Below are 20,092 nucleotides of genomic sequence, written 5' to 3'. Positions count from 1 at the left end.
AGCCCGAGCACATTGCTCGGGCTTTTTTTCGTTTCTGCATTCTTAATCCGCCGAAATACAACTAGATTGAGCTTTATAAAAAAATCTAAAATAGTCACTATATCCAGAAGTTTAGGATATGCCCGTAGAAGGTCACATACCTGATACATCAATATTGATAACGTATTCAAAAAATTAATCCTGGAGCGCAATAACACATGATTAGGTTTGAACTCGGAAACCAAATCTGCGTTTGCCTGACCGAAAAAGAACTTTCACTACAGCTCAATCATTCCATCCACTCTTCTATTCCTGTAAACCGAATCGAATATTTGATCCTTAGCACCATCGCCGCTTTTGGCAGCCTAAACGCGCCTATTAGCCAGAGGAAAATCGAAAAGAAGTTATCAGCGCAACATCATTTGATGTTGCCGGAAAATGGATTTAAGAACGCTGTTGCGTCGGTACGAAAGAAGTTCAGGCAACTGACAAAGAATCACGTAGAGGCACCTAAGTCTCTGATCGAAAACATCCACCGAAAGGGATATTTTGTGCCATACGATAGCCAACATGCACAAAAAGACGGACTTCTGCAGCAAGCGCGGATCCATCAACAAGCGACACACAGCATAAGAAGAGCAATAGGCATCTGCTTACGCAGCCGTGCGCTGTACTTGAATCTACTGTTTTTTCTCGTTTTTACTATCATCTTGTATGTTGCGATTTGCTTTTACACAATCAGTACGATTGTCAGGCAAAACTATTTTGATGATGCGATGGACTTTGCCCATGATCTGGCACAGCGTAGCTGCTTTGAGCATGAAGACCGCTTACGTGGTTTGTTCGATAATATCCAACTGGTCGAGTCCGCCTTAATGACGGACAAACACAATATTCGTTGTTTGGTGACACCAGAAGCCGTCGTGCCGGTCAACGAGAGAGACCGCAACCTTTGGCTCTATAACGAAAGTTACACCACGCATTCATTTTTCTTTGACGGCGCAGAAGTGTTGGTGCGAGTGAAAAACATCAATCTAGCGAATAGCATAGAGAGCCACATGTCGCGGATGTTTTTGTCGGGAATGAAAGTGTGTACTAACACCGGTACAGCGCTCGAAATTGGCGATACCCAGGGCAACTCGTTTTTATATAACGTCAATGATAACGGCTACAAAGAGATCTATTACGTATCCGGACCGATCACAAGCATTCTTGTTTTGAGCTTTATACTAATGTTTATTGCCAGGCATAAAAAGCTGCGTTCGCTGGTCTCCTACCTATGGGCAATTCGTCAGTTCACCCTAAAGCTTGAACCTATTCATAACACATCAAATCGGCAAAATATTCACTATGAGGTACTGTCACGTTTTAAAGTTAAAAACACTCAGCGATTTATTGAACGTTTGATTGCCAATGGCTTGCTGATCAATCACACCTTACTGGTGATAAAAACCGTCTATGGCGACGCAAAGTCATTACTCGCCCCCCTCAGCATCAACGTATGTCCTTCTCTTCTCATTGGGCGCAATTTTACGCGTCTTTATCGTCAGTTGTCTCAGTTAGACTGTACACTGCTGACCATTGAGATCACGGAAAATGCCTCGATGTATTACACGCGCGAGATATTTGACAACATCAGTAAGCTCAAACAGCTTGGTTGTAAAATCAGCATTGACGACTTTGGTACTGGGAATAACAATGTTGAGCTGATTAGCCACATTACGCCGAATTACCTGAAAATTGACCGTCTGTTTGTCATGAACTTAAAGCAAGACGACAAAAAGGTTGAAACTCTGCGCCAGCTAATCGCGATGGGACACACGTACCACTGCACAGTGATTGTAGAAGGTGTTGAAACTGCAGAATGCGCGCATCTACTCACCACTCTTGGCGCGCACATCCATCAAGGGTTTTATTACCCATTGTGTCGCTAGCGGCTTCTATTTATTGACAAAATCTGCACATAACCAGATTGCGTACTTTTTATATCCACAACTATAATGGCGGTATCGACTTTACCGCCTCTAAATAGATTCAGCACATGATCGCTATTAAACCAGCCAAGCTGAAAGATTTTGCCAGCTTGATGCAAATGGATGTGCACGACGATCAAAAAGGATTTTTCAAGCCCTTTGAACAGGCTTACCAACAACGCGCCAAATCGGAAGTGTTTTACACCATATTCCACGACTATTTGACTGTGGGGTATTTGGTGATTGATAAAGCATTTGCTCAACACGCGCCTTTTGCTAAACGTCATGAACTTGGGTTGACCTACCTCATGATTGATAAACGCTTTCAGCGTCAAGGGATAGGCAAAGCGACGCTGCAAAAGTTGATGGTGTATGGTTACGCTATTGATGCCGAAAGCAACTCGATATGTGCGACGATCACCAGCACCAACCAAGCGGCGATCAAACTGTTTGAGACAACTGGGTTTGAAAATACGCAAAAGACCATTTACGACGCTCAAGGTAAAGCGCTGATCATGCGCCATGCATTGAGTTAAGTCGAAAACAAACCACCGAAATAAAAAATGGGCAGTCTATATTGGACTGCCCATTTCACTTTAAACTGCCATGACTTCAGCTTGCCAGCCATAGCCAATGTATTCTTTCGCCAATTCTTCGGCAACAAACGTCGATACTACGACTTCCACCCACATGCTATGTGATCCCGCACGATAACGCAGTTTCATCATCTTCATTGTACACCTCTCCGCAAGGTGAAAGAGGCTTAACTTGCTCGCCATTCACCCAAATGATAATAAAAAATGACGGTATCCATGCAGTTGGAGCCCTTTGCCCATACGTGCGTGAACTCTCTCCTTGAGATAAAATGGATACCGTATATGTGATTCGAAAAACTTCGAATTATTGCGGGAGCAATTTTGCAAAATGATAGGGCAAGGGTGTAGAGTAAAAATACTGCATTTATAAAAAACGATAAGATGGGCCAACTTTTATGGGCAGTGATATAGGTAACACCACCAAATCCACCAGTTTTGATGCGTTGATGATACGTCAAGCGAAGCTTTTAACGTCCGCACATGCTGACGAATGTGAAAGCTACCTCAAGCAGTTTATGCTAGAAGCCATGGAATGGTTTGAAATCGATCGTATGACGATGTTTCCCAACTCCATGCTGTTTTTCAATCAAGGGAAAACGCTTTCTGTTGCTCGCGAGCCACACCAAGTTCTGACGACTAAGCAAGTCGGGGTCGAAGATGGCGAACGCTACCTGCGCTTAATTGGTAATTCTGAGAAAACCCAGTTTTTCGATAAAAACGCTTTAGCCAACAGTGATGTAGTGGTATTGCGCATGCTGTCAGCACAAGGCGCGTGTTGCCATTACACTATTCCACTCGTCCAATTTGGTCAGCGCTGGGGTGGTCTCTCTTTTACTCTCTTTGGTAGCAACAGTTGCGGCTTATCCGAAAGCCAGCTTGAACAGGTTAGCTTCATCTCTCATATGTGGCTGTCCTTTTGGCAACATTCAAAGCTACATCGTAGTTTGCACCGTCCAGACATGAAAACCGACCAAGAAAATCACCGCATGCTACGTTTGAGTCACCGTCAATGTGACGTGCTGGGTTTGCTGGCTAAAGGATTATCAGCAAAAGAAATTGCCACAGAACTCAATCTAAGCCCAAGAACGATCGAATCTCATAAATATCGGTTGCTAGACATGCTAGAGCTGGATAGTCATGCAGATTTAGTTCAGTTTGCACTGAGAAATGGCATAGGCTATTAAACGCCCACTAATAAATTCTTGATAAAGAAAAAGGCAAGCCGTTTGGCTTGCCTTTCTTGTATGCATGCAGAAGACGATTACTCACCTTTGTAAATACAACCTGCGGTACACGTCTCTTTGATCTCTACTTTACTAAGCAGAGGTAAGCTTGGCTTAAGTTGTTGCCAAATCCATTTTGCTAGAACTTCGCTGGTTGGGTTTTCCAGACCTTCAATGTCGTTCAAATAGTAATGGTCGAGACGGTTGTAGATAGGTTTGAATGCGGCTTTGATTTCAGCAAAATCTACAACCCAACCTGTATGAGGGTCTACTTCACCTTCTACATAAAGACGAACAAGGAAAGAGTGTCCATGTAAGCGTCCACACTTATGACCTTCAGGTACGTGTGGCAAGTGGTGTGCCGCTTCGAACATAAACTCTTTATACAATTCTGTTTTCATCTTGATTCTCAGGCTTTAAAAAGACACGCAATACTAAGGAATTCACCCTTTAATGACAACCTTTATCAATAGCGCCCGCTATGAATAGCAAGGCAAACGATAAAGCAGTAAATCATGACGTATTGAAATTGAAAACGCAGGCGCCATTATCTAACCAAGTAGAAAATTTTTGGCATTAAAAGATCTTAAAAAACACCGTGCCGTTTTTTTGTCACCACGTCAAAGTTTTGATTACACACTACTTACATCACATTTACATAACCACAAAATGTTTGGGGTCACATTCAGTTAGCCAATTCATCGCTCAAGTGCAACTAACCTCTTAATATTGTGGGGTTCGTTCCAATAACACTTATAAAAATATGCGCTCAACTATTACCTTTAAACTCCTACTCGCCCTGATCGTCGTGTTCACATGTGTTCTTGCCGTGTCCACTGGGTATCAGTACTACCAACAAAAAACACTTATTAATGATGTACTAAGCGAACAGTTACACGACAAAGCCAGTAACTACTTCGACAGCTTAAACATGATGATGCTGACAGGCACGATGTCGCAGAAAGAGACACTACGACAAAAAGCGCTGGCACAGGAAGGCATTGAACAAGTACGCGTGTTGCGTGCCGACGCCGTGTCAAAGTTTTATGGTCAAGGGCAAACCAACCAACAACCTCTCGACGACATCGATGAACGGGCACTGAGCGGGGAATTGGTCATTGAACCCATCAGTGCTGAATGGGGTAAGGGCTTGGTCGTCGCTCTACCAATGAAATCAAGTGAGGACTATCGAGGCACAAATTGCGTGTCCTGCCATATTGCTCCTGAGGGCGAAGTGCTTGGTGCTATTCGTCTTGAATACAACATGAGTCACGTCAACACACTGATTAACAAGCAAGCCGTGTTTGCGATGGGGATCATGTCAGTGATCGCATTTGTTGGCTTCCTCATCACTATGGGACTCATCCGAAAAATCATCGTCCGCCCTATTCAAAATACATCACGCTTTATGTCTAACGTTAGTGCCAGTAAAGATCTCTCCAAGCGTCTGTCGGGCACGCAAAATGATGAAGTCGGTCAATTGTCGGATTCCATCAATTCGTTTATGGATACGGTGTCAGAGAGTTTAGAACGCGTTCGAGATACCTCCCACTCTCTTGCAGGCTCAGCAGGAAGGCTGACTGATGTAGCTCAATCGACCGATGAAGCTGCTGATAATCAACAAGTCGAAACCAATGAAGTGCAAACCAATATTACCGATATGCTTGAGCAACAAAGCGTGGTGGAGCAAGCGACAGTCGATGCGACAACCTTAGTTAACCATACCGTTGACGTTGCAACCACCAGCGCAGGTCAAGCCCATCATGTCAGCGAAGACATCAAGCACCTTGTGACCGATATTGATAAAGTGCGTGAGAATATTGCGACGTTAAACCAACAAACTGATGAAGTATCATCAATTCTTGGCGTGATAAAAGGCATCGCTGAGCAAACCAATTTATTGGCGCTTAACGCCGCTATTGAAGCCGCCCGAGCCGGAGATCAAGGTCGTGGTTTTGCGGTAGTTGCCGATGAAGTGCGCAATCTTGCCTCTCGCACCGCCGAAGCCACCAGTAATATTGAGACGATTATTTCTCAGTTCCAACAAGGCAGCGAAGAGTCGTTAACCTCGGTCGATACAGTGTGCGAGTTTGCTCATCAGCGCTCAGTAGATGTCGAAGCATTGTCACAGACCATGCACAATGTGGTCGATGAGATGCATCAAGTACTTAAACACGCTGAAAATATCCAACATCAGACACTAACAACATCTGGGGTAAGCAAGCACATCCAAAGCAAAGTTGACACCATTACCTTACACGCAAACGAGACCTCACAATCGGCATCGCACACTCGCGAGATCAGTGTCGATCTGGAACATCTTTCAGAGCGTTTGGAGTCATTACTTAGCCAATTTACCCTTTCAGAGAGAGCGCAAGAGAATAAATAAGGAAATTCTCTCCTTCAAATTGAATATAAAGGTTGAAGCTGACGATTTGACAGGTAATATGTTTCGTTGAATCTAAAAAATTCTATCCAACTCAACACTTCGCTTGTTTTTTAAACAATTTTGTTGTGAGACAGGCACTTTTAAGTGTTGAGTTGAATTTTTACCTCAATGGAGAATATTGAAAACATGACTTACGCGCCTGTATCAGACGTTTTGAAAGGTCAGCTAGCAGTAGACAGTGAAGTAACTGTTCGTGGCTGGATCCGTTCACGTCGTGATTCCAAAGCTGGAATCTCTTTCCTTGCCATTTATGACGGCTCTTGTTTCGACCCGATTCAGGCCGTGGTCCCTAATAATCTTAATAATTACGACAACGAAGTACTTAAGCTAACGACTGGCTGCTCTGTTGAAGTAACTGGTAAGATTGTTGCCTCTCCTGCGAAAGGTCAAGACTTCGAACTAGCAGCAACTGACGTTAAAGTTGTTGGCTGGGTTGAAGATGCTGACACTTACCCAATGGCAAAAACTCGTCACTCTATCGAGTACCTACGCGAAGTAGCTCACCTACGTCCACGCACAAACGTGATTGGTGCAGTAGCACGCGTACGTAACTGCCTATCTCAAGCAATCCACCGCTTCTACCACGAGCAAGGTTACTTCTGGGTATCAGCGCCATTGATCACAGCTTCTGACGCAGAAGGTGCTGGTGAAATGTTCCGCGTATCTACGCTAGACATGGAAAACCTGCCTCGCACTGACGATGGTAAAGTTGACTACAACGAAGACTTCTTCGGTAAAGAGACGTTCCTAACGGTATCTGGTCAGCTAAACGCAGAAGCTTACGCTTGTGCACTAAGCAAAGTTTACACGTTTGGTCCTACTTTCCGTGCTGAAAACTCAAACACAAGCCGCCACCTAGCGGAATTCTGGATGGTTGAGCCTGAAGTTGCGTTCGCAGAACTAGACGACGTTGCAAAATTGGCTGAAGACATGCTGAAGTTTGTATTCAAAGCCGTTCTTGAAGAATGTCGTGATGACCTTGAGTTCTTTGCTCAACGTATCGACAAAGAAGCAATTACTCGCCTAGAGCAGTTTGTCTCTTCTGACTTCGCACAAGTTGACTACACAGACGCGATCCAAATCCTGCTTGATTCTGGTCGTGAATTCGAATTCCCAGTTGAATGGGGTATCGATATGTCTTCTGAGCATGAGCGCTTCCTTGCTGAAGAACACTTCAAAGCACCTGTAATCGTTAAGAACTACCCGAAAGACATCAAAGCATTCTACATGCGTGCTAACGATGACGGTAAAACAGTCGCAGCGATGGATGTACTAGCACCAGGCATCGGCGAAATCATCGGTGGTTCTCAACGTGAAGAGCGTCTCGACATCCTAGATGCACGTATGCGTGAAGTGGGTATCGATCCTGAGCACATGAGCTGGTACCGCGACCTACGTCGTTACGGCACAGTGCCACACGCAGGCTTCGGTCTAGGCTTTGAGCGTCTAGTATCTTACGTAACAGGTATGGGCAACGTTCGTGACGTGATCCCATTCCCACGTACTCCTCGCTCTGCGAACTTCTAATCACCTAGAGTGATACAGAATTAAAAAGACCTCCCAAGTGGAGGTCTTTTAGTTTGTGGCAGTTTCATCGTTTCTGTTATTTCAACTATTTCAGCGTCACACTCATTGCATTGTCGTTAACCGCACCAATCATGAGTGGCTTACCTACGTCACCCTCTTTGATTAACACTTGTGTGTTCACACTAGAGCTAGAATGCTGGGTTTTACTTTCTTGCATAGCAACAACATCAACGAGGTAGCCCGACGACTGTTTTCTCACAAAGCCAGAAAAATCAACCTGCTCTTGATCATTGTTGATTTGGGCTTCGAACTGTTCGTTGGCTTGTATTTGAGCAACAAGCTCCGACTTTCCGTAGTGTAAGATCACCGATTCGGGCTCATCACCTTGATTAGCCGTGCAACCAAAAGTGATAGCAGACAGTGCCAGTAGCCATGCACGTTTCATAGTGTTTATTCCTAACTTCTATCTCATGAATCTAAGGCTTATTCTCATCATCTTTATCTGCCTTGGCGGCATACTTAACACCCAGTACGCACAAACCAAACATAATAAAGGGGATCACAGCCGCGGTGTATTCCGTCCACGCCATGTGAGAGAACGATTTCGCCAAAATAAGGTGCGCAAATACCAACAGAAATGCGCTAAAAATGGCAACGGCGATCAATCTTAATTCATGTTTTACCAACTGCTTTTTCATTGTCACTCCAATCATCACAATATTTCTGTATTCGATTGAAGCACAACCCAAGTAAACCACTCTGATACAGTTAGGTCAAAAAAGGATTAAACAGTTTCTTTAGTGAAGTAACTCACCCAATTTCCGCAAAGCCTGACACAGATTGTCATCAATGGGCAGAGAAGTATTCAAACGCAGATAGTCCTGATATTGCTCATCGACCGAGAACAACGCACCATGCGCAACAGTTACCTGCTGTGATAGCAAGGTGTGATGAACCGCTTTACTGCCTATCCCTTGAGGCAACTTAAGCCATAAGAAATAACCGCCAGGAGGAAGATAGTACTCGATAGATTTAGGCAAACACTCTTTCATTGTTTGCACAAACATAGCTTGGCGCTGTTCAAGCCCTTTACGCAACTTTCTTAGATGATTGTCATAGCTGTCATTTTGCAGGTAATGCGCAACTCCCTGTTGAATAGGTGCACTGCCAGATAGCGTCGACATCAGTTGAAGCTTTTGAACACGCTCGTTAAAGCGCTTGGTGATCACCCACCCCAACCGATAGCCAGGACAAAGACTTTTTGAAAGAGAGCCACAATGCAAAACGCGCTCTTGGTCATCATAGGTTTTCAGCGATGTCGGCTTCTTGTCGGAGAAATACAACTCTGCGTAAACATCATCTTCAATCAGATACACATCATGTAGATTGGCAAGCTCAACAACACGTTGCTTTTGTTCGTCACTCAACGAAGTGCCTGTGGGGTTATGAAAGTTACTCATAAGCCAGCAAGCCTTAACATTGTGCTGTGCAAAAGCTTGTTCCATCTGAGCCAAGGAATGCCCTTTCTCGGCATCTACCGAGATCTCAATGGCATTCAACCCTAGTCGTTCAATTGCTTGTAACGCACCATAAAATGTTGGCGACTCAATGACAACCGTATCCCCTGGCTCAGTAACCACTTGCAAACTGAGGTTGAGCGCTTCTAACGCGCCAGAGGTAATAACGATATCATCATGCGTTAAAGTCATGCCTTGCTGTATATAGCGCTGGGCAATCGAGCGGCGTAGAGAAGCACTACCCGGTGGTAGGTTATCTAACAAGGTATCTGGTCCCATTTTTCGCCCGGAACTGGCAAGGTTACGGTTTAGTGCTTCGAGAGGAAAAAGTGCTGGGTCAGGAAACGCGGAGCCTAGCTTTGTCGCGTTTGGCACGGTTTGTTGTTTGAGGAAATCGTACAACTCATCGTTTAGTGAAGTGCGATACGTATTGTTATCAGCACCAGTAGCGTCGAGACGTTCGAGCTCAGCAGTAACAAAGTAACCCGACTGAGGTTTAGCAATCACCCAACCTTGCGCTTCGAGCAATTGATAGGCTTGTAACACAGTTCCTGTACTGACCGAATGGTTGCGGCTAGTGACACGCACGGAGGGCAACTTCTCTCCTGCTCTCCATGTATTTTGTTGAATTTGCGTTTTAAACAGCTCAGCCAGTTGGCGGTATCGGTTCATGCTTCCCTCATTTCTTACTACCGAGCGCACCTTAGCATACTTCACGCCCTGATTCCGATCTTCGACTTATCAAACTCGAAACGTAATTAATCAATCTTAGTGATATCAATTGACGTTACGAAATGAGAGTTTATGTTCCATACTTTCAAAGGTATGAATATTCTACGGGAGGAAATGATGAAAATGTTTACGATGGATGACCTCTCTTATCGAGGCATACACGAAGGAGTTCATAGCTGGGACCACCCAGAAGGCAATAACCCATATTATTGGCACCCAGATTGGTTGCACATCGCTGAGGATGCACTAGGGGTGCACCCAAAAGCAGAGCTCGATGTCCCAGAGGGTGAAGCAGCCACACCTGAGCATGCAAAGGCAGCAATTATCAAACATCTCAATGGGCAATAATATTGATTATACCCAAGTGACTTCAAGATGCGGGATTCAGTGCGCTGTCATTGATTCGAGGTCAAGGAGAACAACCGCTGCGGAATAGTTAGCTCTTTCCAAGTTGTTTGACTCAGAGATCGAATCAACGACACGCTCCCAAAGGGCGAGGTTACTTGGGCATAAATACCTATTTTTCAGGCGGTTATTGCTAGGTGGGATCAACAAATATATCTGAATGAGAGCTGTGCAACGGAATGGATCATTTATCAACAAGATAAATAGATAGCAGTCACATTAATTCCGATGACATCTGTTACATTTATAGAGTAATGGTGACGCACACCTCAACTCATGACTATGAGAGACGATAATAATGACGAAATACAACGAAAACGACATTCAATACAAAGGCGAATCTAATGGTGTTCACTCTTGGAGTACAACATCAGGTCAGCCTTACTACTGGCACCCAGATTGGTTGCACGTTGCTGAAGACGCAACGGGTTCTCATCCTAAACAAAAAATCGAAGTAGAATCCGCTGAAGCACCAACAGAAAAACATGCATTGAAAGCTATCCTTAAGCACATGAACGATTGGGCAACAGGCAAACTGTCTTCTAACCCAGACATCGAAACGAATGCACATGAATCACAAATGGATTTGAAAAAGTAATTCCTACCCTTTTTCATGTCGATGATTGAGACCAAGCCTCGCCATAGCGGGGCTTTTTTGTAAATCCTTCGCTATATCAATGTCACTTCAAGATGCTAGATTCAGAGTATTGTCACTATTCCCTCTTTACCAAAAGACAGCAAGGAAAACAACGAAGCGGAATTGCAAGCTATATCCAAGTTGTTTGACGATGCTATTTAGTTAGCAAAGAACGTACTTCAGTGACAGGCTCCCGAAGGGCGAGTGGCTTTAGTTCACATGCTTCTTTAACAATTTTCGAATTAGCCCCCCTAGATCTTCAAATTGTTGCCTCACCTTCAAACCAAGCCATCCTCGCTGAAGCAAGCATCTCAAGGTTACTTGAGCATATACATAACAAATTTCTATCATTTATAAGAATCTATCGATAAAATTTCAGGTCTCGATTTTACTAGTGACAGATCAATCAACAGACATCAATTCCACAGTACCTCTCTCTTCTTGCTCAACTAAGAGAGAAAACGATGCTGAGATTTGTCCAAAAAAGGATAATCATGGTGAATACTAACTACAATGCACCACTTACATTCCAACTTTACCTAGCTGCGGCGTTCTTTTTCGGCACATACGGTGGACGCGTCTGCCCGATGCTCAGCACGCTGAGCGTATACGAAGTGATCTTACATTGCGCGGTGGTTTTTACGTTCCTCTATCTTGTTCGCCACTTTATTCTTGTCTCACATCCTTTGATTGCACAAAACCGACAAGCCAAGCTTGATACTGTGTTGTTTACCGCTGTAAGTATTCCTTTTGCTGCGTACTATAATCTTCAATATGACTTTACCTTCGACAGCAATGTGAAAGTGTTATTTGGTATGGCGCTCTTTGGCTTTTTAACTGGTTCTATCTTGCAACTGCAAAGCAAGCTGGTTCAATTTGACAGCCTACGTCAACAAAACCAATTTGGCTTTGCGTTATCAGGTCAGCGCCAATCCATGGTGAAACAAATGATAGGCATGATGATCGCCTTGCTCATCACCTTGACCACCATTTTGACCATGGTCGCAGTCAAAGACATTTATTGGTTGGAGCAAAACCCAGAGCAAATCACCAATGGGCTAGGCAAAATCAGCTTCATTAAAGAGTTGGTTTACATCGCACTTGTCGTCGGAGGCTATGTAATCGCGATTATGGTGCTTTGGACTCGCTTGATGCAAAAAATCTTGTTTAGCCAAGAGCAAGCTTTGCTGGAAGTGACACAAGGGAAAATTGCGCAACGTTTACCAGTTTTCCAACATGATGAGCTTGGCTCGATGGCCTGTTTAACTAACCAAATGCTCGACAGTTTGCAAGTTTCGCAAGATGAGGTCAAAGCCACGCGAGATGTTGCCATTGTCAGTTTGTCGGCATTGGCTGAATCACGTGATAATGAAACCGGTGCGCACATTATGCGCACGCAACAATATGTAAAAGTATTGGCTGAACATTTAAGCCAATTTGAACAACATTGTTCATTACTGACTCCAAATTATATCGAACTACTTTACAAATCGGCGCCGCTGCATGACGTCGGAAAAGTCGGTGTGCCAGATAGCGTGTTACTGAAACCGGGAAAACTGACCGATGAAGAGTTTGAGATCATGAAAGGACATGCACAAATTGGTGCCGAAGCGCTGTCAATTGCTGAAAAACAGCTAGGAAGTAGTTCGTTTTTGCGCGTTGCTAAAGAGATTGCCCTAACACACCATGAAAAGTGGGATGGTAGTGGCTATCCAAATCAATTAAGCGGCGAGAACATCCCTTTATCCGGTCGTTTAATGGCATTAGCAGATGTGTATGACGCTCTTATTTCTAAGCGTGTATATAAGCCTGCTTTCAGCCATGACAAGGCGAAAGCCATCATCCTAGAGGGTAAAGGCAAACATTTCGATCCTCAAATCGTCGATGCATTTCTTGCAGTTGAAACTGAATTTCAACATATCGCACATCAATATCAAGATGAGCAAAACATCGCCGCTTAGCCAATTATCCCCCTCTTAAAACGCTTGTTAAGAGGGGTTTTTATATCAAAAGCCTCCGTTATGTTAGATTTCTGTTTCAAATCAAAACTTTTTTAAGTTTTCTTATCACTAACTGTTGTAACGAATATTGCTGAAAGGTATAAATGTCAGCAGACCCCTTCGATTAACATGGATGAAGATTATGTTTGAAAAAGTAGTTGCCGCTCCGGCTGACCCTATTCTTGGACTTACTGAAGAGTTTAAAAAAGATGCTCGCGCCGAAAAAATTAACCTAGGCGTTGGTATTTACAAGAACGAACAAGGTGAAACCCCTGTTCTTGCGACTGTTAAAAAAGCCGAAGCCGCACTGATTGAAACTGAAAAAACCAAATCTTACCTAACAATCGAAGGTACAGCAGAATACGGTCTAGCAGTACAAAAACTGCTTTTCGGTGCAGACGCGGAAATCGTTGCTGGCAAGCGTGCTAAAACAGCACAAGCACCAGGTGGCACAGGTGCTCTACGTGTAGCAGGTGAGTTCATTAAGCGTCAGCTTGGTGATGTGAAGATCTGGATCAGCAACCCTACTTGGGCAAACCACAACGGCGTATTCACTGCAGCTGGTATCGAAACAGCACAATACAGCTACTACAACGCAGAAACCAAAGATAAAGACTTCGCTGCTATGGTTAACGACCTGCAAGGTGCATCTGAAGGTGACGTTGTTCTTCTGCATGGCTGCTGTCACAACCCTACAGGTATCGATCCAACAGCTGAAGAGTGGGAAACGCTGGCTAAGCTGGTTGCAGAGAAAAAACTGCTTCCTCTATTCGACTTCGCATACCAAGGCTTTGCTAAAGGTGTAGAAGAAGATGCAGCAGGTCTTCGTACTTTCGCTAAGTACAACAAAGAAATCCTAGTCGCGAGTTCTTTCTCTAAGAACTTCGGTCTATACAATGAGCGTGTTGGTGCATTCACTCTGGTTGCTGAATCAGAAGACGTTGCAACAACGGCGTTCTCACAAGTAAAAGCCATCATCCGTTCTATCTACTCTAACCCACCAGCGCACGGTAGCGCTGTTGTGACTCACATTCTTGGTGACGCAGACCTGCGCGCAGAATGGGAAGCGGAAGTAGCGGAAATGCGTGACCGAATCCAAGAGATGCGTGAACTATTCGTTGCTACTCTTAAGGCAGAAGGTGTGGATGCTGACTTCAGCTTCATCGAGCGCCAAAACGGTATGTTCTCGTTCTCTGGTCTATCCAAAGAGCAAGTAAACCGTCTAAAAGAAGAGTTCGGTATCTATATCGTAGGCTCAGGTCGTATCAGCGTTGCAGGTATGACAAAAGCAAACATGGGTCCTCTATGTAAAGGCATCGCTGCGGTTCTGTAATCGCGTCGAAAGTCACAAATTAAAAAGGTCAGCACTCGCTGACCTTTTTTGATTCTACCGCTTGTTGAAACGCCACTATACAAGGTGGCGCTACACTCCTATGAACTAATACACAAACTTAAAGCTAATTCCAACTTCATTGATGTGATCTGACGGTTGACCTTGATAATCGGTGTCACGGAACTGGTAATAAAGACCGGTACCAATCACGCGATGCCATTGGTAGTTAAAGGCAATCTTATAGTTGTTCTCGTCGACGATATCACTTCGATTCAAGTGCACTTCTGCCGTCCCCATTAACTTTTCACTAAATAGGTAATTTGCGCCAAACGTGACGCCTTGAATAAACTCGCTATCCGAGGACAGTGTACGGTCGGTTTTATCATCAGTCGCTTTGGCTTTAATTGCGCCAAGCCCATAAATCCCGTAGATATCAAACTTCTCGTTGACGCCATAACGATAACCACCACCGAACAACAAACGGTCAATACGCAAAGTGAAATTGTCTGGGTGGAAAAATTGCGCCGAGTAGTCAACGTTAAACAGCCAGTTATCGGTAAATAGGTAATTACCGCCAAGCCCTAGAGTGGTAGCGTTAGAATTATCGAGCCACTCTTCATTCGTTGTCCCGGCACCAATGTCTAAATTAATGTGCTCGTAACCAAACTTCTCTACCTGTTCTGACTCTGAGGCAACGCTCATTAGTGGTAATGCTACAAGAGGTGCAGCGAATAATAGTCTTACCATTCTACTTCCTTCCATGAGTGTCATCCAAAACTCTTCTTTAATACGCCCATTGTATTGATTTAATTCGGCATCTTGATGACAGCGTAGCCGAATTGATGACGATTTGCCGTGCGACTTGTCCGAATCTTATCATTGCGCACGAAAAACAGTGATCCGATAAGATTCTGTTTTAAAACTAAGTTAAGATTACCCTATCACTTGCAAACCAAAAGGCACCTTAATGGAAGCAGAACTTCTCGAGATATATAACTTTCTCGCCAAGTATCCCCCATTCAACGAGCTTCCGGAAGAAACGCTCACCAAAGTGACCGAGAACATCGAAATCTCATACTATCGTCAAGATACTCCCGTCATTCATTTCGGCGACCAGATCCACGATCTATACATGGTTCGTAGTGGCGTGGTTGAGGTCTATCGACGCAAAGGTGAACTTTACAACCGACTCGACGAGGGTGACCTTTTTGGTCAAATGGGGCTTCTGACCAACAACAAAGTTCGCTTCCCAGTAAAAGCGATAGAAGATTCCCTACTCTACTGCATTCCTCAAGACATTTTCCAAGAACTGTATGATAACTTCGACTCATTCGCTGATTTTGTTGAAGTAGAGAACAGTGCTCGTTTGCGCCAAGCAGTATCAGAAAACAACGATGCCAATGACCTAACCACTTCTAAGGTCAAAACCTTATTAACCCGTGACGCACCGACGATTGAACGTGGACAGACGATCCAAGAAGCCGCGCAATTGATGGCGCAAGACAATGTTTCTTCATTGTTGATTGTGGACCCAGACTTTGTGCTGGACGAAGAAGACCCACAATCTCCGGTGCTAGGTATCATTACCGACCGTGATTTGTGTACCCGAGTTTTAGCCGAAGGCTTATCACCGCAAGACGATGTCTCCACGGTGATGACCACTGAGGTTATCTCACTCGATCATAACGCATACGTATACGAAGCCATGCTGACCATGTTGCGCTACAACGTGCATCATTTGCCTGTGGTTAAAGATCAAATGCCGATTGGTATTATCGAAGCTACCGATATTGTACGTTATGAATCGCAAAACTCACTGTTGCTGGTCAGTAGTATCTTCCAGCAGCAAAGCATCGAAGATTTAGCGATTGTGGCAGAAGAAGTAAAGAGCAGTTTTGTTCGCTTGGTCAACGAAGACGCCAACTCACACATGGTGGGTAGCGCGATGTCGGTGATCGGTCGCAGCTTTAAGCAACGCCTTTTAGAAATGGCAGAAGAAGAACTCGGTCCACCTCCTATCCCTTATTGCTTCCTTGCTCTTGGTTCAATGGGACGCGACGAACAGTTGCTGGTCACTGACCAAGACAATGCAATCATCCTAGACGACACCTACAAAGAAGAGAAACACGGTAAATACTTTGAGGCTCTCGCACAATATGTCAGTGATGGTTTGAACGTATGCGGTTACAAGTACTGTACTGGCGACATTATGGCGACCAACCCGATGTGGCGAATGACCCGCTCACAATGGGAAGAATGCTTTGCCGATTGGATTGATGACCCCAATCCAAAAGCGCTACTCAATGCATCCATCTTCTTTGATTTAGATGGGGTTTACGGCCGCTTAAAATGGGCAGAGCAGCTCACTAGTTTCATCGTACGTCGTGCCCGCAAGAACAATCGCTTCCTAGCCTGCTTGGCACGTAACGCATTAAATCGAACTCCACCACTTGGCTTCTTCAAAGACTTTGTGATGGAAAAAGACGGTCAGCATAAAAACTCAATCAACTTGAAACGCCGTGGTACTGCGCCATTGGTCGATCTGATCCGCGTTCATTCTCTGGCGGTAGGCTCACGTGCACAGAATTCATTTGAGCGTCTCGATGACATCATTGATGCTGGCATCTTACCAAAAGGGCGCGCACAAGATCTTAAAGACGCCATGGAGTTCATCTCAATGGTGCGTATCCGCCACCAAGCAATTGATGTTGAGTTAGGTATTGAGCCAGACAACAACATTGAGCCTGAAAACTTGTCGGATTTTGAACGTCGTAATTTGAAAGATGCGTTCCAGATCCTAAGTAATGGTCAGAACTTCCTTAAGTTCCGCTATCAGGCTAGTAACAAGTTTAAGTGAGGCGTGAAGTGATAAAGAAGTTATTTCAAAAGCCGAGTATTCAGTGGCCAGTGAAGTTTCAGCAGAAACTTGAGCGTGCCACTGATGAACGCTTAGTCGCCTTTTACGGTAAAGCGCTGCCAGCACCTGAGACGCCACTATCCCAAGTGGAGTTCGTTGCGCTTGATTTTGAGACTACCGGTTTGAACCCACAAAAAAACGGCATCATCACCATTGGTTTGGTGCCGTTCGATCTCAATCGAATTTTCCTACGCCAAGCAAAGCACTGGAAGGTGCGACCACAGGAAAAACTCGATGAAGAATCAGTCATCATTCATGGTATCACTCACAGTGAACTGATTGACGCTCCCGATCTGGGTGAAATCCTCGCTCCCTTGCTAGAAAGCTTAGCGGGTAAGATTGTAGTGGTACATTACCGCCGTATCGAGCGTGAGTTTCTCGACCAAGCACTGCGCTCTCGTATTGGTGAAGGTATTGAGTTTCCAGTTCTTGATACGTTGCAAATTGAAGAAAACATTCAACAAAAAGCAGCGGGCGGTCTTTGGAACAAGCTCAAGGGCAATAAGCCAAAATCATTACGCTTAGCCCAGTCTCGCCGTCGTTATGGCTTACCAGACTATACACCGCACCATGCTCTAACCGATGCCATTGCTACAGCAGAGCTGCTGCAAGCCCAAATTGCCCATCATTATAACCCAGAGCAACCTATCAGTAGCCTGTGGTTGTAATTCGGCTTACGTTATCTTTGAGCAACAAAAAAGGAGCCATATGGCTCCTTTTTATTCAAAACAACAAAAGCTTACAGCTTAAAGCGTCTGATCTCTTGTTCTAGCTCGTGAGAAAGCTCAGACAGGTGCGCTGCTTGCTCAGCCGCCTGGTGCGCTTCCACAGAAAGCTCATTCGATACGTCACGAATGCCCTCTGTATTACGAGTAATCTCAGTGGTTACTGACGCTTGCTCTTCTGCTGCTGAAGCAATTTGAGTTGCCATATCACTGATTCGCTCTACCGCAGAGTGAATTTGCGTCAGGCTAACTGCCGCAGAGTTTGCATCATCCACGCTAGTATCTGCTAGACGACGACTGTCATCCATAATACCCACCGCTTTCGCCGTAGTACCTTGCAGCATTTCGATGGTTTCTTGAATCTCTTGCGTTGAAGCGTGAGTACGTTGGCTCAACACACGAACTTCATCCGCAACCACCGCAAAACCGCGACCTTGTTCACCAGCTCGCGCTGCTTCAATCGCCGCATTCAGTGCCAGTAAGTTGGTTTGTTCGGCAATACCTTGAATAGTCGAAAGAATCGTATTAATCGCGTTACCGTGCGCTTCTAGCTCTTGAATCACGTTGGTCGCGACTTGAACTTCTTGCGCTAGGTTTTGGATCGAACCTTGCGTTTGCGTTACTTGACCAGAGCCATGCACACATGCTTGTACCGCTTCTTCCGAGCTTGATGCTGTGTTGTCCGCGTTACCAGCAATCTCTTGTGTTGCTGCCGCCATTTCGTTAACCGCAGTCGCCACCATGTTGATTTCGTCTTGCTGGTAAGAAATACGCTGGCTACGTTCTTCGGCTTGCTGTGCCGTTGTACGAGCTTGCTCAGACAGTGCGGACGATACGTGACTTAGTTTCGTCACCATCGTGTGCATATTGCCGACAAAACGGTTGAAGTTATCAGCCAGCTTGCCGACTTCGTCATCACTGCGCGGTTCTAGACGTTGCGTCAAGTCACCTTCACCAGAAGCAATTTCTTCCAATGCTTGTGAAACACGACCCAAATCGCGGAACAAGAAACCTACTAGCCATGAAACAGCAACAATCACGACGATAGTGATCAACACAGCGGTGATCAGCATTTCTCGTAGCAATTGAGCGTGGCTTGCCTCTTCTGTTGCACGATCCATTTCAATCGCAAACATCCAATGTGTACCAGGCACTTTGCTGAAGTAGTAAAGCTTCTCTTTGCCTTTGATTGTTGCACTTTCAATCGCACCAGAGTTGGCTGCGCGCTCAATAGAATCTTTAGAAAATTCTTTAGAAAGGTCGGTGATTGGCTTAAGCGTTAGGCTCTTATTTGGATGAGCAAGGAAAGTGCCATCGTTCATATCGATCAGCATTGCATGAGCATTGTCACCTGCGTCTAGGCTGATGACGTCATTGATCAACTGGTCAATCAATACATCTGCACCGACAACACCAATGAACTTACCGTTTTTCATTACTGGCTCAGCAATTGTCACCAATAGCGCGTTAGTGATAGCGTCTTGGTAAGCTTCTGTGATGATTTGTTTGCCTGCTGCATTTGCGTCTTTGTACCAAGGACGCGTGCGAGGATCGTAATCAGCACGGTTACGCTCGGGATGAGAACGATACATACCACCTTCTGGTGTACCTAAGAAGATATCGTCAAAGCCACCAGCTTTACGTGCTTGTTGTAGGAAAGGCACAACGTCTTGCTCAGTTGAGTAGTCGTTGAAAGCCGTCGCAATATCTTTACGAATTGCCACCCAGTCAGAAATACCTTCTGAAGCGGCGTTACTTAGGCTTTGTGCTCGTGAATAGACACCTGAACGCGTCTGATCAAGAAGTTGACCAGCCGACAACCAAGTCAGTGCTGTTGCCATCACAACAACAGCAGAGAGGCTTGCGCCAATTAGCTTTTGTTTTAATGATAATTTCATAATTATTATAGAGGTTGGGAGAACAGTTAAGGTGGGTGAATATTACACATTTTTTAATCACTAATCACGAGATTTTACTAATAAAAATAAAACATTAACTCATTGTAAATTAATGACTTATTTCGTCATTATTTTGTCTACCGTCAGAAAAATCACACAAAAAAAGCCAGCAAAACGCTGG

18 protein-coding genes are annotated in these 20,092 nt (G+C 44.7%); 11 read left to right on the top strand and 7 right to left on the bottom strand.

Going from position 1 to position 20,092, the window contains the following annotated elements:
* Positions 1-197: 197 nt before the first annotated feature.
* Both tpdA and OH459_RS19445 read left to right on the top strand, forming a co-directional pair.
* The gene (gene tpdA, locus OH459_RS19450; RefSeq protein WP_053052348.1) at positions 198-1,913 is read left to right on the top strand and encodes a cyclic di-GMP phosphodiesterase TpdA; all 1,716 of its coding nucleotides are present in this window, start codon (positions 198-200) and stop codon (positions 1,911-1,913) included.
* Positions 1,914-2,020: 107 nt separating this feature from the next.
* Positions 2,021-2,488, top strand: a complete 468-nt coding sequence (locus tag OH459_RS19445; protein WP_005445185.1) for a GNAT family N-acetyltransferase — start codon at positions 2,021-2,023, stop codon at positions 2,486-2,488.
* Between the two features lie 60 nt (positions 2,489-2,548).
* On the opposite strand, the gene OH459_RS19440 is transcribed toward OH459_RS19445, so the two are convergent.
* Positions 2,549-2,686: a hypothetical protein gene (locus OH459_RS19440; protein WP_005445182.1), complete on the bottom strand. Its 138-nt coding sequence runs from the start codon at positions 2,684-2,686 to the stop codon at positions 2,549-2,551.
* Positions 2,687-2,943: 257 nt separating this feature from the next.
* Here OH459_RS19440 and OH459_RS19435 point away from each other — a divergent pair, with 257 nt between their 5' ends.
* Positions 2,944-3,732, top strand: coding sequence for a response regulator transcription factor (locus OH459_RS19435; protein ID WP_005445181.1), 789 nt, complete (start codon positions 2,944-2,946; stop codon positions 3,730-3,732).
* Between the two features lie 77 nt (positions 3,733-3,809).
* On the opposite strand, the gene queD is transcribed toward OH459_RS19435, so the two are convergent.
* Complete coding sequence (gene queD, locus OH459_RS19430) at positions 3,810-4,172, bottom strand: 6-carboxytetrahydropterin synthase QueD (protein ID WP_005376896.1); 363 nt, start codon at positions 4,170-4,172, stop codon at positions 3,810-3,812.
* Positions 4,173-4,534: 362 nt separating this feature from the next.
* On the opposite strand from queD, the gene OH459_RS19425 reads away from it, so the two are divergent.
* Together OH459_RS19425 and asnS are read left to right on the top strand one after the other, a co-directional pair.
* On the top strand, positions 4,535-6,160 hold the full coding sequence (locus tag OH459_RS19425; protein ID WP_172580795.1) for a methyl-accepting chemotaxis protein: 1,626 nt from the start codon (positions 4,535-4,537) through the stop codon (positions 6,158-6,160).
* A 186-nt stretch (positions 6,161-6,346) separates the two neighbouring features.
* A complete protein-coding gene (gene asnS / locus OH459_RS19420) occupies positions 6,347-7,747 on the top strand; it encodes an asparagine--tRNA ligase (RefSeq protein ID WP_005445169.1) in 1,401 nt (466 codons plus the stop codon).
* Positions 7,748-7,832: 85 nt separating this feature from the next.
* On the opposite strand, the gene OH459_RS19415 is transcribed toward asnS, so the two are convergent.
* The 3 genes from OH459_RS19415 to OH459_RS19405 form a co-directional block, all read right to left on the bottom strand.
* Positions 7,833-8,192, bottom strand: a complete 360-nt coding sequence (locus OH459_RS19415; protein ID WP_269988163.1) for a hypothetical protein — start codon at positions 8,190-8,192, stop codon at positions 7,833-7,835.
* Positions 8,193-8,223: 31 nt separating this feature from the next.
* Positions 8,224-8,445: a hypothetical protein gene (locus OH459_RS19410; protein WP_017817919.1), complete on the bottom strand. Its 222-nt coding sequence runs from the start codon at positions 8,443-8,445 to the stop codon at positions 8,224-8,226.
* A gap of 99 nt (positions 8,446-8,544) precedes the next feature.
* The gene (locus OH459_RS19405; RefSeq protein ID WP_269988161.1) at positions 8,545-9,936 is read right to left on the bottom strand and encodes an aminotransferase-like domain-containing protein; all 1,392 of its coding nucleotides are present in this window, start codon (positions 9,934-9,936) and stop codon (positions 8,545-8,547) included.
* 177 nt (positions 9,937-10,113) lie between these two features.
* On the opposite strand from OH459_RS19405, the gene OH459_RS19400 reads away from it, so the two are divergent.
* The 4 genes from OH459_RS19400 to OH459_RS19385 all read left to right on the top strand — a co-directional run bounded on the left by OH459_RS19400 (position 10,114) and on the right by OH459_RS19385 (position 14,371).
* Positions 10,114-10,344 (top strand): hypothetical protein, encoded by a 231-nt coding sequence (locus OH459_RS19400; protein WP_026000256.1) that lies wholly within the window; start codon positions 10,114-10,116, stop codon positions 10,342-10,344.
* 355 nt (positions 10,345-10,699) lie between these two features.
* Entirely contained in the window at positions 10,700-10,999 is a 300-nt protein-coding gene (locus OH459_RS19395) for a hypothetical protein (RefSeq protein ID WP_005445160.1), read from the top strand.
* A gap of 533 nt (positions 11,000-11,532) precedes the next feature.
* Positions 11,533-12,999, top strand: a complete 1,467-nt coding sequence (locus OH459_RS19390) for an HD domain-containing phosphohydrolase (RefSeq protein ID WP_009698381.1) — start codon at positions 11,533-11,535, stop codon at positions 12,997-12,999.
* 181 nt (positions 13,000-13,180) lie between these two features.
* On the top strand, positions 13,181-14,371 hold the full coding sequence (locus OH459_RS19385; protein ID WP_009700606.1) for an amino acid aminotransferase: 1,191 nt from the start codon (positions 13,181-13,183) through the stop codon (positions 14,369-14,371).
* 105 nt (positions 14,372-14,476) lie between these two features.
* On the opposite strand, the gene OH459_RS19380 is transcribed toward OH459_RS19385, so the two are convergent.
* The gene (locus tag OH459_RS19380; RefSeq protein ID WP_005445156.1) at positions 14,477-15,118 is read right to left on the bottom strand and encodes an outer membrane beta-barrel protein; all 642 of its coding nucleotides are present in this window, start codon (positions 15,116-15,118) and stop codon (positions 14,477-14,479) included.
* Between the two features lie 220 nt (positions 15,119-15,338).
* Here OH459_RS19380 and OH459_RS19375 point away from each other — a divergent pair, with 220 nt between their 5' ends.
* Together OH459_RS19375 and OH459_RS19370 are read left to right on the top strand one after the other, a co-directional pair.
* Positions 15,339-17,228, top strand: a complete 1,890-nt coding sequence (locus OH459_RS19375; protein WP_005445155.1) for a DUF294 nucleotidyltransferase-like domain-containing protein — start codon at positions 15,339-15,341, stop codon at positions 17,226-17,228.
* A gap of 11 nt (positions 17,229-17,239) precedes the next feature.
* Positions 17,240-17,956 (top strand): 3'-5' exonuclease, encoded by a 717-nt coding sequence (locus tag OH459_RS19370; RefSeq protein WP_033001524.1) that lies wholly within the window; start codon positions 17,240-17,242, stop codon positions 17,954-17,956.
* Positions 17,957-18,027: 71 nt separating this feature from the next.
* On the opposite strand, the gene OH459_RS19365 is transcribed toward OH459_RS19370, so the two are convergent.
* Positions 18,028-19,911: a methyl-accepting chemotaxis protein gene (locus OH459_RS19365; protein ID WP_005445153.1), complete on the bottom strand. Its 1,884-nt coding sequence runs from the start codon at positions 19,909-19,911 to the stop codon at positions 18,028-18,030.
* Between the last annotated feature and the right edge of the window lie 181 nt (positions 19,912-20,092).

This window comes from Vibrio sp. MM46, from assembly GCF_027587135.1.
In the GTDB taxonomy this organism is placed as follows: domain Bacteria; phylum Pseudomonadota; class Gammaproteobacteria; order Enterobacterales; family Vibrionaceae; genus Vibrio; species Vibrio harveyi.
The sequence above is the reverse complement of the archived record's forward strand: the minus strand, read 5'-3'. Positions and strand labels throughout refer to the sequence as shown.